Source organism: Subtercola sp. RTI3, from assembly GCF_035018625.1.
Classification (GTDB): Bacteria; Actinomycetota; Actinomycetes; order Actinomycetales; family Microbacteriaceae; genus Subtercola; species Subtercola vilae.
In genome coordinates, this window is the sequence record NZ_JASJXO010000070.1 from 1 (window position 1) to 14,580 (window position 14,580).

Sequence of the window (14,580 nt, forward strand, 5' to 3'; positions counted from 1 at the left end):
CCCCCCCCCCCCCCCCCCCCCCCCCCCCCCCCCCCCCCCCCCTTTTTTTTTAGATGTGTATAAGAGACAGCACCACGACAGCAGCCCTCCGCATAGACTCCCGCCCGTACCGGCTGTCGCGACCCATCGAGCTCGACGCACACCGGGTGCTCACCTTCCTTGAGCGGGGCGCCCACCGGGTGGCCTTGGCCGCGTACGCCGGGCCGCTGCTGGTGGGCTCCGAGGCCCCGGGCATCGTCGAGATTCGAGCGGAGATCAGCGGCGACGTTCGCGAATCCGTGTTGGCCGACGCCTCGGCCGACGTGCTGCTCGCCTACGCCCGCACCGACGAGTGCGCGTACGACCGTGCGGTGTGGATGGCCTGCCTCACCCGTTTGCCCGTGCAATCGCCCAAACGGGCATCCGTTGTCACTCGCATCGAACGCATTGACGAGCAAGTGGGCCCGGCGCAACCTTCGCGCAACCTTCGCTGACGTACGTTTCGGGGTAGGCGTCCGACCCTGGGCGCCACACGACAACGACGTCAAAGGATCGAACAATGACCATCTACGCACAGCCCGGCACCGAGGGCTCGAAGGTCACCTTCAAACCGCGCTACGAGCACTGGATCGGCGGCCAGTGGGTAAAGCCTGTCAAAGGCCAGTATTTCGAAGACATCACCCCCGTGACCGGTAAGCCGTTCGCCGAGGTGGCGCGCGGTACCGCTGAAGACATCGATGCGGCACTGGATGCTGCACACAAGGCAGCGCCCGCCTGGGGTAAGACCTCCCCCACTGAAAGAGCGGCGGTACTGAACAAGATCGCCGACGTCATCGACGCGAACCTCGAACTGCTCGCCGTGGCCGAGACCTGGGACAACGGAAAGCCCGTTCGCGAACCCCTGAACGCCGACCTGCCGCTCGCGTCAGACCACTTCCGCTACTTCGCGGCCGCGATTCGCGCGCAAGACGGCGACCACGCCGAGCTTGACGCCGACACCGTGGCGTACCAGTTTCACGAGCCGCTCGGCGTGGTGGGGCAGATCATTCCGTGGAACTTTCCGATTCTGATGGCGGTGTGGAAGCTTGCTCCCGCCCTCGCGGCCGGCAACGCTGTGGTGTTGAAGCCTGCGGAGCAGACCCCGGTGTCGATTCTCGTGCTGATCGAGCTCATCGGAGACATCCTGCCGCCCGGCGTTCTCAACATCGTCAACGGGTTCGGCGTCGAAGCGGGCAAGCCGCTCGCCTCGAGCCCGCGCATTCGCAAGATCGCTTTCACGGGTGAGACCAGCACCGGCCGGCTCATCTCGCAGTACGCGAGCGCCAACCTCATCCCCGTCACCCTCGAGCTCGGTGGCAAGTCGCCGAACATCTTCTTCAAAGACATCGCCGACGCCGACGACGCGTTCTATGACAAGGCGCAGGAGGGGTTCGCACTCTTCGCATTCAACCAGGGCGAGGTGTGCACGGCTCCCAGCCGCGCGCTCATTCACAAGCCGATCTACGACTCGTTTCTCGACACCGTCACCGCACGCACCGCGAAGGCGATTCAGGGCAACCCGCTCGACACCGACACCCAGGTGGGCGCCCAAGCGTCGAACGACCAGCTCGAGAAGATTCTGAGCTACATCGACATCGGCAAGCAAGAGGGGGCGAAGGTACGTCTCGGCGGCGAGCGCGCCGACCTCGGCGGCGACTTCGCAGAGGGCTACTACGTGCAGCCGACCATCTTCGAAGGCCACAACAAGATGCGCCTCTTTCAGGAGGAGATCTTCGGCCCGGTCGTCGCGGTCACCTCATTCGAAGACTATGACGACGCTATCTCCATCGCGAATGACACGTTGTACGGCCTCGGTGCTGGCGTCTGGTCGCGCAACGGCAACGTCGCCTATCGGGCGGGGCGTGACATCCAGGCCGGCCGGGTGTGGGTGAACAACTACCACGCCTACCCCGCCGGCGCGGCGTTCGGCGGCTACAAGAGCTCGGGCATCGGGCGCGAGAACAACAAGCTCGCCCTCGACCACTACCAGCAGACCAAGAACCTGCTCGTGTCCTACTCGGAGAACGCGCTCGGCTTCTTCTAAACCGGCGCTGCTGTTCGGGGCCTGCGCCCCACAATCGTGCGGGCCTCGCTCACGGACTACCGGGGCGGGGCTCGCACCGTTAGCGTTGACATATGCCAGCGTCGGCTGGAGAAACGAAGGTCATCATGATCGCTGCGGCTGTCACTGTGCCGAACGAAACGCACTCGCGCGTCTCGCTGAATGACTCGAGCGTCGAACTGCTTCGCACACTGTGGGTTCAGTACGGCCCGCTGATGTTCCATCAGTCTGGCGGATGCTGCGACGGCAGTTCACCGATGTGCTACCCCGCCGGCGATTTCATCACAGGTGACTCAGACATTCTGCTGGGCACCTTCAACATCGCTCCCGTCGGCGCCGAGGCGCAACCGATCGACTTCTGGATGTCGGTTGAACAGTTTCAGTACTGGAGCCACACGCACCTCACGGTCGACGTGGTGAAGGGGCGTGGCAGCGGGTTCTCCGTCGAGGCACCCGAAGGAGTACGGTTCATGATCCGGTCGCGGCTGATGGAGACGGCGACGCCGTTCAGTTAGCGTGCCCCGGGCAGGCGGCCCCTCGCCCTGGTGCTCAGGTTAGTGCTCGCCTTGATACTCGCCTTACTCCTCGCCGTAGCTCCCCGTCGGGCTGAACCCGCTCGGCAACGCGAACGGGTCGACCACCCGCGACGACCGCACCGAATCGTGCATGAGCGCCGCGAGCTCGCCGGCCGCGCGCGAGACACGATCGGGCAGCGCAGTCGAACCCGCACCGGCCCCAGTACCCCAGTCGCTCGATGCCGCATACACGGCGGTCGGCACCACCACGGCGTGCAGGTATGCGAACAGCGGTCGCATCGCGTAGTCGAGCGCGAGTGAGTGCCGCTCGGTTCCACCCGTGGCGCCGATCACCACCGCAAGGTCGGTCACTGCGGTGGGCTCGATCACATCGATGAACGATTTGAACAGCCCGCTGTAGCTGGTGGTGAAGATGGGCGTGACCGCGATCATCCCGTCGGCCGACGACAGCGCATCGAGCGCCACCTGCAGCTTCGGAGGCGCAAACCCGGTGAGCAGGTTGTTCGTGATGTCGTGCGCGAGGTCGCGCAACTCGATCACCTCGACGCTGACCTCGTCGCCGAGCAGCGAGAGGTGCTCCCTGGTGGCGGTGGTCAGCCGGTCGGCCAGCAGCCGCGTCGACGACGGCTGACCGAGCCCGGCGCTGACCACGACGAGCTTCTTCGTGGCCACGGTCAGACCCTTTCTGAAGGTCGGCCGCTTGCGGCCAAGCCGAACGCGGCGCCCGTGCCCGGGCCTGTCGCGGCGCCCGTCGCTGCACCCGCTTCTGCGGCAGCATCTGAGCCTTCGCGGGCTGCGCCGAGCGCCGCCACCTTCGAAGCGGCGACCAGCGACGCGTGCGTGGGGCCGTCGGGCACAGTGGCCGGCCGGTTCTTCGCGAATTCTTTGCGGAGCACCGGCACAACCTCTTCGCCCAGCAGGTCGAGCTGCTCGAGCACGGTCTTCAGCGGCAGGCCCGCGTGGTCCGTGAGAAAGAGCTGGCGTTGGTAGTCGCCGAAGTATTCGCGCATGCTCGCGTACCGGTCGATGACCTGCTGCGGGCTGCCCACCGTCAACGGAGTCTGCTCGGTGAAGTCTTCGAGTGACGGCCCGTGACCGTACACCGGAGCCTCGTTGAAGTACGGCCTGAACTGGTTCACTGCGTCTTGCGAGTTCTTCGCCATGAACGCCTGACCGCCCAGCCCCACAATCGCCTGCTCGGCGGTACCGTGACCGTAGTGCTCGAAGCGCTGACGGTAGTAGTTCACCAGCTGCATGTAATGCTCTTTGGGCCAGAAGATGTTGTTCGCAAAGAACCCATCCCCGTAGTACGCAGCCTGCTCCGCAATCTCCGGCGACCGGATGCTCCCGTGCCACACGAACGGAGCCACCCCGTCGAGCGGCCGCGGTGTGCTCTGAAAGCCCTGCAGCGGAGTACGGAACTTGCCCTGCCAGTCGACATACTCTTCACGCCACAGCCGGTGCAGCAGCGCGTAGTTCTCGATGGCGAGCGGGATGCCCTGCCGAATGTCTTGCCCGAACCACGGGTACACCGGGCCCGTGTTGCCGCGGCCCATCATCAGGTCGACGCGGCCGTCGCTCAGGTGCTGCAGCATCGCGTAGTCTTCGGCGATCTTCACCGGGTCGTTCGTCGTGATCAGCGTGGTCGCCGTGCTCAGCAGCAGCGTCTCTGTCTTCGCCGCGATGTAGCCGAGCGTGGTCGTCGGGCTCGACGAGAAGAACGGCGGGTTGTGGTGCTCCCCCAGCGCGAACACGTCGAGGCCCACTTCTTCGGCCTTCTGCGCAATCGTGACGATGTCTGTGATGCGCTGGTGTTCACTCGGGGTGGTGTGGTTTGTGGGGTCAGCCGTCACATCGCTGACGCTGAAGATTCCGAACTGCATGATGCTCTCTTTTCTATGCGTTTGCATCGATATTCGAGTCAACGGATGCACACCGCAAACTATTCCCGGCCATCCCCAGCGTATTCGTTCGCCCTGATTGATGTATTCTCAATTACCGGTTTCGACCAGACTCACAAGACTCACAAGACTCACAAGACTCACAAGGAGGCGGGTGAAGAACCCATTTCGCCCATCGGCTGGCGCCGCACCGCCCGAGATCATCGGCCGTGCCGGGCTGTTCGACGAATTCGCATACGGCCTCCGACTTCGATCGGGCGCACCCGGCCTCTTGTCGATATTCACTGGCGCACGGGGAATCGGCAAAACGGTCATGCTCGGCGCCGCACAAGATCTGGCCATCGTTGCCGGGTGGGCCGTCATCTCCGAAACCGCCACCGGCGGGTTCGTGGGCCGCATTGGCGAGTCGATGCTTCGCCTGTGCCAAGAATTGGGCGACGGGCCACCGACCCGCAGGATCTCCGGATTCGCCGCCGCAGGGTTCAGCGTCACAACCCAACTGCCTCCAGAGAAGCAGGTCGACTGGAGGACCACTGGCGACACTCTGCTTCGCCTACTCGACCAGAACCATACTGGCCTCGCGATCACTGTCGACGAGATCCACGCCGCGGATCGCGGCGAAATCGCCAAGCTGGCGGCGAACGTGCAGCACTTCATCCGCGATGGGCTCCCCATCGCACTGGTCTTCGCCGGCCTCCCCGCCGCAGTTTCTGATCTGCTCAACGAAGGAGTGGCTACGTTCCTGCGTCGCGCAGACAGAATCGACCTCCACGCTGCCGCAGCGCGGGATGTCGAAGCATCCTATTGCCGAACGTTCGCAGAAGGGGGCTTCTCCCTGCCGACAGATCTCGCTCGCGTGGCCGCTGAGTCGACGGGCGGATACCCGTTTCTGATTCAACTCGTCGGGTACTTCCTTTGGCAAGAAGCCGAAGAGACACTGCGCCCACTCGATCACGAGGCTGTCGAGCGAGCTGTCACGGCGGCCCGTCGACGCAACGCCCGCACGGTTATTGAAGCAGCCCTCTCCACTACCTCGCGAAAAGATCGCGCCTTCCTCGACGCCATGTCTGCCAACGAGGGCCCAACTGCCATCGGCGAAATCACCAAGCGCCTCAACTCGAAGTCGAACACCATCGCGAACTACCGAAATCGACTTGTGGCCGCTGGACTCATCGAACCAGCCGGGTACGGTCTCGTCGCGTTTGCCATCCCCGGCCTTCGCGAGCATCTCCTGGCTCTCCACGAAGCCAACCGAACAGAAAGCCGCACCTGACTACAGACTCGCTCACTCATTCCCCCTCCGACGGCTCGCCCCAGCCCGCGAGCGCGCCCACGAACCCCCGCACGAGCCGCTCGAAGCTGCGGTCGATGTCGACGTCGAGTCCGAACGACCCCGACGCCTCGAGCGAGACGAACCCGTGCAGCATAGACCGCAGCGCCCGAATCGCGTCGATAGCGTCGTCGCCATGCAGGTCGTACGCGACCAGAACGTCGGCGATGATCTGCACCGCCCTCAACGAGATGAGCTCATCTTCGGCGTCTCCCGGCGCCGGCACCCACTGCGACGCCTCATACCGGGCGGGGTGAGCGAACGCCCATGAACGATACGCGCCCGACATGGCACGGATGGCATCACCCCCCGACCGCCCCACCGCGGCCCGCCCCAACACGTCGCCCAGCTGGGTCTTGGCCTCGAGGGAGATGCTCCGCCGCAGCCCCGCCATCGACTCGATGTGCTTGTAGAGCGATGGCTGCCGAACCCCCACCCGCACAGCGAGTGCCGCCAACGTGAGCTGGCTGAGCCCCACCTCATCGGCCATCACCGCCGCCTCTTCTACGACACGATCCCGCGTCAGCCCAGCCCTAGGCACGGTGCAGCACCGACTGAAGAAACGCGAGTACGACAGGCGTGACAACTTCCGGCTGCTGCGACTGCGGATAGTGCCCCGCCTCGGCCACCATGACAACCTCGGCGTGCAGGGTCTCGCCTATCCATCGAGCTTCAGCCGCAGGGTCTGTGAAGTCAGGATCGCGCTCACCCATGATCACCAGAACGGGTGCCGCGACATCCGGAAGCCTCGCCTCGACGGGCGCATGGTCGGTCTGCCTGGTTGTGAGCGAGAAGGCCTTCGCATACCCAGGGCGCCGCAGGCTGGCGCTGACCGACGCACGGTACGCGTCGAAATCGGCCGGCTTCTGCCCGGCGTACAGGGTGGGCATGTAGGCCTTCCATGACGCGGCCACCCAGAGCGGGGCCATCATCGCCCGAAAGACGCCCATCATCAGCGCATTGACCTTCGGGTTTCGCACGAACGGGCCGACCAGCACCAGCCCCGTGACCCGATCGGGATGCTCGGCCGCGACCAGCGCTGCCGCCCCCGCTGCCAGCGAATTGCCCACGATCACCGCAGAACCGCCCAGCTTCTCGATCAGAGCGCTCACATCTCCGGCCGTCTCGACGTCACCGTAGCGCCCGAATGTCGCGTCACTGTCGCCGTGCCCGCGCAGGTCGGTGCACGCCACCCGGTAGCCCGCAGCGCGCAGGGCAGGCGCCAGAAACCGGTACCCCGAGCGCAGGTCGCCCATGCCCGGAACTAGCACGACGAGCGGGCCCTCGCCCGCCACGTCGTAGCCGATCTTGCCCTCGGGCCGTTGCAGGTACTCGGTGTGCGTGGCCTCCGCGGCCCCGGATGCGTCGTATGAGTTCATAAAGCTAGCTTGCCTAGTCTTGTGGCTATTGTCAATAGCTTTTGCTCAGATGCTCAGAGGGCGCACGTTGAAGTTGTCACGAAAAACGTTGTGCGGGTCGTACTGCTCTTTCATAGCGCGCAACCGAGCCAGCGTCGCCGGCGGGAACGCCTCTTCGAGACGCTCGTCGCGCTGGTCGGTCTCGAAGCTCAGGTAGAGGCCGTCGAAGTGGTGGAGCAGGTCGTCCCACAGCGTGTTCAGACGTTCGGCGTTCGAGCCGAGCGCCACCACGGAGAAGTTCGCGGCCCGATTCGCGTAGGCCGAAGCATCCGGAGCCACATCGGAGACCGCACCTCCCACCGAACGGATCTGGAAGAAATACACCTCACCCGACTCGAGCAGAGCGGCGGCGGCCTCGGCGAACTCGGGCGTGATATGCCCGATGAGGCCCGACCGGGCGATCGGTTCGCCCCGGCCGTCGTGATCGCCGGGCTGCACGTTCGCCATCAACTGCGGGTACGACACGAGCTGCACCGACTGGTCGAGAAGAGGTGCCGTCTCAGCGAGCGGCTGCAGGCGCGCGATGATCGTCTCCGGGTCATCTGAATTCACCACCGCCATCACCTGCGCAACGTGCTGGCGACCCGCCCGCTTGGCTCCCATGATGAGAAAGCTGGTGAGATCGCGCGGTGAATCCTCGACCACCGCGCCCCACCGCTCGAGAAACCCGGCCGTGTCTGCGGCGTCGAAGGCGAGCTGCGCCCAACCCACGTCTCCCACCTCGTCGACCTCGAACTCGAAGGCGGTGACGATGCCCACGTTGGCTCCGGCTCCGCGCACGGCCCAGAAGAGTTCGGGATGCTCGTCGGCACTCACCCGCATGCTCGAGCCGTCGGCCAGCACGATCTCGGCCGCTCGCAGGTGGTCGATCGTGAGCCCGTGCTCGCGCACCAGCCAGCCGATGCCGCCCGCCGTCGCGAGCCCGCCCACGCCCACTCCCCCGTAGTCGCCCGAGCTCAGCGCCCAGCCGTGCTCACCGAGCACTCGGGCCACGTCGACCCAGCACGCCCCCGGACCGATGCGCACGAGCCGGGCCTGCTCGTCGAGCACCTCGATGGCGTTGAGGGCGTGCAGGTCGATGACGATTCCCCCGTCGTTGGTGCTGCGGCCACTGATTCCGTGGCCGCCGCTTCGCACCGCGAGGGCCACGTTCTGGCCGCGGGCGAAGGCCAGGGCATCCTGAACCTGCGACACATCGGTGGGCCGCAGCACCAGGCCCGGCGACCCACCGCGCAGGTAGGTCGAGCGCACCTTCGCGAAGGCGAGGTCGCCCGGCTCGACGGCGGTGGCGGCCAGCGACGCGGGCATGGCGTCGTAGTCGATGCCCGGGCGCCGTTTGGCCAGTGAGAGGGCGGGTCGAACCGTGGCTTCCGACGTGCCGGCGGTATGACGCTCGGCGGAGACCTGTTCGCGTAGGGCAGGAATGACCTCCTCGGCGAAGCGCTGCATGAGCGAGGGGTCGTCGGCCGCGAGAATGAAAGTCGCTATCCCGTCGTCGAGCGCGAGGGCAAGAAGCTGTTCGAGCGTGACGTCGCCGCCGATGTTGAGCAGCCGGCGCACCTCGCGGGGGTCGCGCCCCGCGCCCTGCGCTGCGTCGTCGATGCGGGCGTTGCCCTCGGCGAGGTCGCCCGGCTTGAGGTACGCCAGCGACGGTAGCCAACCGTCGGCCTTGCTGCCCGTGAGTCGCAGCATACGCGGCTTGTATGCCCCGACCCAGAGCGGAATGTCGTGCGCCGGGGCCGGGCCACGCTTGGCACCGCGCACCGCGTAGTACTCGCCGCCGGCCACGAGGGGTGACCGGTCATCCGTCGTCCAGATGCCCTTGATCACGTCGATGGCCTCGCTGAGTGCGTCGACGGCCTGGCCGGGTGTCAGGCGGCGTGCGCCCATTGCCTCGATGGCATCCCAGAACGCGCCGGCGCCGAGCGCCAGGTCGAATCGGCCGCCCGAGAGCAGGTCGAGACTCGCGGCGGCGCGCGCGGTCACCGCGGGCGGGCGCATCGGTGTGCTCAGCACATTCGGGGCGATATGGATGCGCGTGGTCTGCGCCGCGACCCACGACATGAGGGTCCACGTGTCGAGAAACGAGGGCTGGTACGGATGATCTTGAAACGTCACCAGGTCGTAGCCGAGTTGCTCGCTGAGCTTCGCGAGTTCGACGGGTGCCTGTGGCTGGCGATTCGAGGGGGTGATGAAGGTGCCGAAGGTGAGCGGCAATCCGTAGTCGGGCATGGTTCTAGCTTGGTCGCCCTGATTGCTTCTGGCAAACACCTCGTAAGCGGCTTACTATGGGTAAGTGCAGACGATCATCAACCACATCGACGACGCCGCGTGCCGGCGCTTTCAGACCTCACTCGAGCTGGTCGGCAAGCGCTGGAGTTCGGGCATTCTGCTGGCCATTGCGCGCGGCGAAGCGCGGTTCAGCGACATCGCGGCCACCGTCGACGGGCTGTCTGACCGACTACTGTCGGTGCGCCTCAAAGAGCTCGAGCAGTCGGGGCTGGTTGCGCGCTCGGTAGTGGCTTCGACGCCGGTTCAGGTGCGGTACGAGCTGACCGAGCGCGGGGCCGACCTGATGGATTCGCTCGAGCCGTTGGTGCGGTACGGGCAGCGGTGGGAGCAGGGGTGAGGGGAGGCGACCTCTTTCGCCTTCGTCGACGATACGAATGCTGTTCACGCGGTTGATCCAGCCCTGTTGGGAGGCTCACCGCCACTAGTACTGACGAGTGCTAACCCCAACTGACGCGAAGACCGCCGAGCGATGCAAACGCAGTGTCGGCTGTGATCAGAACGGCGTTCTCGAGAATCGCCTGAGCCGCAAGCATCCGGTCGAACGGATCGCGGTGCGACCAATTGATCTGCGCCGCAATGAGAGCATGCTCGCTTGAAATTGGTAGCTCAATTGCGCCGAGAGTGCCCACGTGGTGGGGAAATGCGGCAAGGAATGGCCCCGCTTCAGGGAATTTGCCTTTGCGAAACTTAGTGCCAAGCTCCCACGGAGTGATCGCCGAGACGAGCAACTCGTTCTGCGGGTGCTCGATGAGCTCGAGTGCAGCCGTTGGAATACGGCTGGGTTCACTGACCGCCCAATAGAAGGTGTGGGTATCGAGAAGCAGTCGCATCACGTGCCCCATTCGTCTAACTCATCGTCGGTCAACGGATCCCAGAACGACTCAGGTAACGCAGGCCCTGGAGCGAAGCCGAGTTGGCGTCGCGGCAGAGGGTCGACCGCCTTCAGCGTCGCAATCGGTCGGCCACTCCGCGCCAGTACGAATTCTTCGCCGCGCTCAACCCGCGCCAAAAGCTCGGAGAGCCTGGTTTTGGCATCCTGGACGTTAACGGTCTCGGTCATGTTGACCAAGTCTAGTTGGTCAACTCTTAATCCCACCAGAAGCTCCAGAATGTACTGCTGATCAGCTCGGCGACAACGGCTCCAATGCCACCGAGCCCGTGAAATTGGGAGTCACACCTGCAGAAATGAAAATGCTCTCGGGCAACCAATCGTGCCTGCACGATGTCGGTGGGCGGACGGGTCACCGTGGGCGAAAGACGACTGTCTGAAGCCGAGTACACGTAGGCACCGAAGCGCCGCCGCCATGACTCGGGTACTACTCGCGCGTCAGCCCCGAGCATCCCCGAATCTCCGTTCTGCGGGTATTGCGCAGCGAGTTGACCCCATCCCTCTCCGGGCGGCGCGAACGTCATTGGCGATGGCTCATATCCCGGTTTGTTCATGTTCCAACGATGAGGCAGCGAAACCCGCTTCATCGCGGTACTTGCCCTAAATATGGAGAGTTCGCGACATTCAGCTGCTGTGGAGTATTGCCACTGCACCGGCCAGACCACGTAATTCCAGACCAGGTCGCAACGAGAGGCGTGACCACCAACCATTCCGTCGCCTGCGCCAAGGTGCGGATCGCCCAGGTGGGCAGGCGAACGTAGAGCGGATGCCACCCGGCGACCGCGACGATCCTGCGCACCGCTTGGCCGAGGTCGGCCCCACAACGACCCCGGCAGGCGCACGCTACCAGGCGTACTGCTCGGGTGCCGGCTTCTTGCCGGGAAAGATCTCGTCGAGTCGGGCGAGGGCCGCAGCATCCAATTTCAGGTCGATCGCACGCAACGCGGAGTCGAGTTGCCCCTGGGTTCGTGGCCCGACGATTGGTGCGGTAACGGCGGGCTGGTGAAGCAGCCACGCGAGCGCGATGTCTCCCGGTTCATGGCCGAGCTCATCGGCGAACGCCTCGTACGCCTCGATCTGTGGGCGATGACTCGCCAGAGTCTCTGCAGAACGTGACTCGAGGCGGCGCTTGCCCTCGCTATTCTTCTTGAGCACACCTCCGAGCAGGCCACCCTGCAACGGCGACCACGGGATGATGCCCAGACCGTTCGCCTGTGCGGCCGGTATCACCTCGAGCTCGAGGTCGCGCGTCAGCAGGTTGTACAGCGACTGCTCGCTGACCAGCCCTACCGAGTTGCGCTTGCGCGCCGCTTCCTGAGCCGTTGCGATGTGCCAGCCGGCGAAGTTGCTGCTGCCCGCATAAAGGATCTTGCCCTGCTGAATCGCGACGTCGATCGCCTGCCAGATCTCATCCCACGGGGTGTCTCGATCAACGTGGTGAAACTGGTACAGGTCGACGTAATCGGTCTGCAGGCGCTTCAGGCTCGCATCCAGGGCCCTGCGAATGTTCAACGCTGACAGCTTGCCGTCGTTCGGATATTCGGTCATGTTGCCGTAGACCTTCGTCGCGAGCACGGTCTTCTCGCGGCGACCGTCGCCCTTCGCGAAGAAGCGGCCGACGATCTCCTCCGTGGCGCCGCGGCCCTTGTCTTGGCCGTAGACGTTTGCGGTGTCGAAGAAGTTGATGCCGTTCTCGTGCGCAGAATCCATGATCGAGTGAGAATCGGGTTCGCTTGTCTGCGGCCCGAAGTTCATGGTGCCGAGGCACAGACGTGAAACGCTGAGGCCAGTGCGGCCGAGGTGGGTGTATTCCATAGCTTCAGCCTGCGCTCGGGTGGGCCGGGATGTCCAGTCGCAGTGGGGGCTTGCCACGAGCGCGATCCGGGCTACGCGAGTAGCGCGAAGCGGGCGGCGCGGGCATCGCTCCGTCAGAAGTGAGTGGACCCGTAGACCGACGCCACCGGCGCAAGCAGAGCGCGAACGCGAAGGGCCGCGTTCGGAGTGTGTTGAACGAGCTGCCCTGCCGCGGCAAGCGTCACCGCGTCGACGCCGCCAAGGTAGAGCGAGCCGAGCGTTGGCGCCTCGACAGAGACGTCGGGCGCGGCCGAATCGTCGCGGGTCACCGTCGCCTGACCATCGGCCACGGCGAACCGGTACGTTCCGTTGGCGTAACCCAGAGCATCCGTGACCTGCAGAACCATCGACCCTGAACCGACATAGGCCCGCGCCTCGAAGGCCGCCACGACGTCGAGTACGCGAATCCACAGCAGATCTTCGAGCCCCGTCAGCGCGAGCGAACGCCAGTTGTCGACCGCCCAGCGCAGCGGATCGTCGGCAGGTGCGGCCTCCCACTCAATGCGTTCGACCAGGTCGACGGATGCGAGAAACTCCCACAGGCCCAGATACGCGTTGTCGTCTGCTGCTACCAGATCGATCACCTCGAGCGTCTGCGGCGCGGTGTCCCACCCCTTGAACAGGTACGACACGTACCCGTCGACCTGCCCGGCCTCGTCGTAGTGCGCAGCCGCATAGACTCCTGGGTTCGCGTCGTCTTTCTCAGTGGCCGCGCCCGTGACACGGTTCCAGGTCGCTGCGTGCCGATCGACCGAGCCGGGATGCGCCGCGTGGAAGGCCGCGAACACCTGCGGGCCCAGGGTGGCGAGGTCGGCGGCCTCGATCAACTCGCACCGGCCGCGGGGTTCGCCGAGCATCCGGAACCGCGCGTCAGTGGTGAGGGCGACGTGGCTGACCCAGGTCGCAACGCCGAACCCGAACCGGCGGTAGATCGTGGCCTCCGACACCGTGAGGGCAGCAATCGCCAAGCCCGCGGCGGCAGCCTCACGCAAATGGTCGGTCATCATGCGGCGCAGGATGCCGTTGCGGCGGTGGGTGGGCCGCACGGTGACGTTAGAGACGAGGCTGACCGGCAGAAGCGTGTTCGGCCCGACGTTCAGGGTGCTTTCGAAGGCGGCAAACGTCGCCGCCAGCTCGTCGCCGCGGTAAGCGCCGGTGAGCTGGCGGCGGTCTGTGACGAGATGGTCGGCCGTGCGCGCGAGCTGCTCGTCGGTCGCTCGGGTGTCGTGAAAGCCGCGGCGCTCGGCCTGGATCCAAGTATTCGTCGCCGGGTCGGCCGCCGCAGCGGGGAAGGTTCGAAAGCTGTAATCGTCGGTGGAGCCCATACTTCAGGGTAGCGGGGCGCCCGCGTCGCGCACCTCTGCCGCCTGAGTTTCACTGGCGTAGTTCCCGGGTTGACGAGACGGAGGAATATGCACACCGAAAAAAATGCAGCTACGATGCGGCAACCTGGCCCAATTTCGCACCAGAACCAGCCAACGCGAAAGCATGGCCTCGCAGGGCGACTAGAGCGGCCTGCGTAAGATTCCACTGCAACCTGCGCGAGAAGCTGGCAGTACGTCAGAACGTCGGCCAGCTGTTCGCGAACACGCTCGACATCGGCGTCGGCGCCCCACTGGAAGCACTCCAGCAGCTCCAATCGACCATCCCGTCAATCTAGCAGCGGAGAGGGAGTCGGCAGTCTCGGAGGGTGACGTCCCTGTGAGTGGTGGGGTTTCGGGTTCTTGAGCGTTGCATCGTCGACGTAAGAAGCCACCGTGTGATGGTCAGTGAGAACCGACTAAAACTCTCACGCAAAGGACACCACACGATGGCTTTAGACCAGTCTGCCCTGCTCGACCTTCTCGGCGAGCTGAAACTCACCGACGTCACCGACCGGATTCGGGTCGCGACCGAGACGCTTTACCAGGAGCTGATCGATGCGGAAGCGACCGCGTTCATCGGCGCCGCCCCGTTCGAGCGCTCCGAGGAACGCACCACTCACCGCAACGGCAGCCGAGCTCGGGTGCTGACAACGACCGCTGGGGAACTGGATCTCAAGATCCCGAAGCTGCGCGCTGGCACGTTCTTCCCCGCCCTGCTGGAACGCCGCAGGCGTATCGACCAGGCGTTGTTCGCGGTGGTGATGGAAGCGTATTTGCACGGTGTCTCGACCCGGAAAGTCGACGACCTGGTCAAGGCGCTCGGCGCCGATACGGGGATCTCGAAGTCGGAGGTGTCGAGGATCTGCGCTGGCCTGGACGCGGAGGTGGCGCAGTTCCGCGACCGGTCCCTGTCGGC

At 65.2% G+C, this 14,580-nt stretch carries 16 protein-coding genes and 1 pseudogene; 6 read left to right on the forward strand and 11 right to left on the reverse strand.

The genetic code is table 11. The features are described from left to right. Positions 1-53: 53 nt before the first annotated feature. The 3 genes from QN358_RS17410 to QN358_RS17420 all read left to right on the forward strand — a co-directional run bounded on the left by QN358_RS17410 (position 54) and on the right by QN358_RS17420 (position 2,595). Positions 54-473, forward strand: a complete 420-nt coding sequence (locus QN358_RS17410) for a hypothetical protein (RefSeq protein WP_323513104.1) — start codon at positions 54-56, stop codon at positions 471-473. 65 nt (positions 474-538) lie between these two features. Next, positions 539-2,062, forward strand: coding sequence for an aldehyde dehydrogenase family protein (locus QN358_RS17415; protein ID WP_136643718.1), 1,524 nt, complete (start codon positions 539-541; stop codon positions 2,060-2,062). Between the two features lie 92 nt (positions 2,063-2,154). After that, complete coding sequence (locus tag QN358_RS17420; RefSeq protein WP_136643717.1) at positions 2,155-2,595, forward strand: DUF779 domain-containing protein; 441 nt, start codon at positions 2,155-2,157, stop codon at positions 2,593-2,595. A gap of 63 nt (positions 2,596-2,658) precedes the next feature. Here QN358_RS17420 and QN358_RS17425 read toward each other — a convergent pair whose 3' ends face one another. Together QN358_RS17425 and QN358_RS17430 are read right to left on the reverse strand one after the other, a co-directional pair. Next, positions 2,659-3,288, reverse strand: a complete 630-nt coding sequence (locus tag QN358_RS17425; RefSeq protein WP_136643716.1) for an FMN reductase — start codon at positions 3,286-3,288, stop codon at positions 2,659-2,661. A 2-nt stretch (positions 3,289-3,290) separates the two neighbouring features. Further along, positions 3,291-4,499 carry an LLM class flavin-dependent oxidoreductase gene (locus QN358_RS17430; RefSeq protein ID WP_323513105.1) on the reverse strand — a complete coding sequence of 403 codons (1,209 nt, stop codon included), beginning with the start codon at positions 4,497-4,499 and terminating at the stop codon, positions 3,291-3,293. A gap of 172 nt (positions 4,500-4,671) precedes the next feature. Here QN358_RS17430 and QN358_RS17435 point away from each other — a divergent pair, with 172 nt between their 5' ends. Continuing rightward, positions 4,672-5,790 carry an ATP-binding protein gene (locus QN358_RS17435; RefSeq protein WP_323513106.1) on the forward strand — a complete coding sequence of 373 codons (1,119 nt, stop codon included), beginning with the start codon at positions 4,672-4,674 and terminating at the stop codon, positions 5,788-5,790. A 16-nt stretch (positions 5,791-5,806) separates the two neighbouring features. Here QN358_RS17435 and QN358_RS17440 read toward each other — a convergent pair whose 3' ends face one another. Genes QN358_RS17440 through QN358_RS17450 form a run of 3 tightly spaced genes read right to left on the reverse strand, consistent with a single transcriptional unit; the run spans position 5,807 to position 9,497 of the window. Beyond that, the gene (locus tag QN358_RS17440; protein ID WP_323513107.1) at positions 5,807-6,337 is read right to left on the reverse strand and encodes a TetR-like C-terminal domain-containing protein; all 531 of its coding nucleotides are present in this window, start codon (positions 6,335-6,337) and stop codon (positions 5,807-5,809) included. Positions 6,338-6,380: 43 nt separating this feature from the next. Beyond that, a complete protein-coding gene (locus QN358_RS17445; protein ID WP_323513108.1) occupies positions 6,381-7,226 on the reverse strand; it encodes an alpha/beta hydrolase in 846 nt (281 codons plus the stop codon). 45 nt (positions 7,227-7,271) lie between these two features. Further along, on the reverse strand, positions 7,272-9,497 hold the full coding sequence (locus tag QN358_RS17450) for an LLM class flavin-dependent oxidoreductase (RefSeq protein ID WP_323513109.1): 2,226 nt from the start codon (positions 9,495-9,497) through the stop codon (positions 7,272-7,274). A gap of 64 nt (positions 9,498-9,561) precedes the next feature. On the opposite strand from QN358_RS17450, the gene QN358_RS17455 reads away from it, so the two are divergent. Next, a complete protein-coding gene (locus tag QN358_RS17455) occupies positions 9,562-9,894 on the forward strand; it encodes a winged helix-turn-helix transcriptional regulator (RefSeq protein WP_136643711.1) in 333 nt (110 codons plus the stop codon). A 100-nt stretch (positions 9,895-9,994) separates the two neighbouring features. Here the strand turns inward: QN358_RS17455 and QN358_RS17460 are convergent, their stop codons facing one another. From QN358_RS17460 to QN358_RS17480, 6 genes and pseudogenes are all read right to left on the reverse strand, one after another. Continuing rightward, positions 9,995-10,399, reverse strand: coding sequence for a type II toxin-antitoxin system VapC family toxin (locus QN358_RS17460; RefSeq protein WP_323513110.1), 405 nt, complete (start codon positions 10,397-10,399; stop codon positions 9,995-9,997). Beyond that, positions 10,387-10,617 carry a type II toxin-antitoxin system Phd/YefM family antitoxin gene (locus tag QN358_RS17465; protein WP_136643709.1) on the reverse strand — a complete coding sequence of 77 codons (231 nt, stop codon included), beginning with the start codon at positions 10,615-10,617 and terminating at the stop codon, positions 10,387-10,389. Before QN358_RS17465 ends, QN358_RS17460 begins: the two co-directional genes overlap by 13 nt. Before the next feature lie 26 nt (positions 10,618-10,643). Then, the gene (locus QN358_RS18950) at positions 10,644-11,363 is read right to left on the reverse strand and encodes a DUF4253 domain-containing protein (RefSeq protein ID WP_416352022.1); all 720 of its coding nucleotides are present in this window, start codon (positions 11,361-11,363) and stop codon (positions 10,644-10,646) included. Then, the gene (locus QN358_RS17470; protein ID WP_136643707.1) at positions 11,290-12,261 is read right to left on the reverse strand and encodes an aldo/keto reductase; all 972 of its coding nucleotides are present in this window, start codon (positions 12,259-12,261) and stop codon (positions 11,290-11,292) included. Before QN358_RS17470 ends, QN358_RS18950 begins: the two co-directional genes overlap by 74 nt. Before the next feature lie 113 nt (positions 12,262-12,374). Then, a complete protein-coding gene (locus QN358_RS17475) occupies positions 12,375-13,625 on the reverse strand; it encodes a GNAT family N-acetyltransferase (RefSeq protein ID WP_136643706.1) in 1,251 nt (416 codons plus the stop codon). 215 nt (positions 13,626-13,840) lie between these two features. After that, positions 13,841-13,936, reverse strand: a pseudogene (locus QN358_RS17480) (nucleotide pyrophosphohydrolase); the annotation flags it as partial. Positions 13,937-14,110: 174 nt separating this feature from the next. On the opposite strand from QN358_RS17480, the gene QN358_RS17485 reads away from it, so the two are divergent. Next, a partial coding sequence (locus QN358_RS17485; RefSeq protein ID WP_323513111.1) for a transposase occupies positions 14,111-14,580 on the forward strand: 470 nt, incomplete at its 3' end.

Coding starts and splice junctions, on each gene's coding strand:
- QN358_RS17470 (WP_136643707.1), bottom strand. CDS start 12,261: ATGGAATACACCCACCTCGGCCGCACTGGCCTCAGCGTTTCACGTCTG.
- QN358_RS17465 (WP_136643709.1), bottom strand. CDS start 10,617: ATGACCGAGACCGTTAACGTCCAGGATGCCAAAACCAGGCTCTCCGAG.
- QN358_RS17460 (WP_323513110.1), bottom strand. CDS start 10,399: ATGGGGCACGTGATGCGACTGCTTCTCGATACCCACACCTTCTATTGG.
- QN358_RS17415 (WP_136643718.1), top strand. CDS start 539: ATGACCATCTACGCACAGCCCGGCACCGAGGGCTCGAAGGTCACCTTC.
- QN358_RS18950 (WP_416352022.1), bottom strand. CDS start 11,363: ATGCTGCGGCCCTCGCCCGACTCGACGAGATCTTTCCCGGCAAGAAGC.
- QN358_RS17475 (WP_136643706.1), bottom strand. CDS start 13,625: ATGGGCTCCACCGACGATTACAGCTTTCGAACCTTCCCCGCTGCGGCG.
- QN358_RS17420 (WP_136643717.1), top strand. CDS start 2,155: ATGCCAGCGTCGGCTGGAGAAACGAAGGTCATCATGATCGCTGCGGCT.
- QN358_RS17450 (WP_323513109.1), bottom strand. CDS start 9,497: ATGCCCGACTACGGATTGCCGCTCACCTTCGGCACCTTCATCACCCCC.
- QN358_RS17440 (WP_323513107.1), bottom strand. CDS start 6,337: ATGGCCGATGAGGTGGGGCTCAGCCAGCTCACGTTGGCGGCACTCGCT.
- QN358_RS17410 (WP_323513104.1), top strand. CDS start 54: ATGTGTATAAGAGACAGCACCACGACAGCAGCCCTCCGCATAGACTCC.
- QN358_RS17430 (WP_323513105.1), bottom strand. CDS start 4,499: ATGCAGTTCGGAATCTTCAGCGTCAGCGATGTGACGGCTGACCCCACA.
- QN358_RS17445 (WP_323513108.1), bottom strand. CDS start 7,226: ATGAACTCATACGACGCATCCGGGGCCGCGGAGGCCACGCACACCGAG.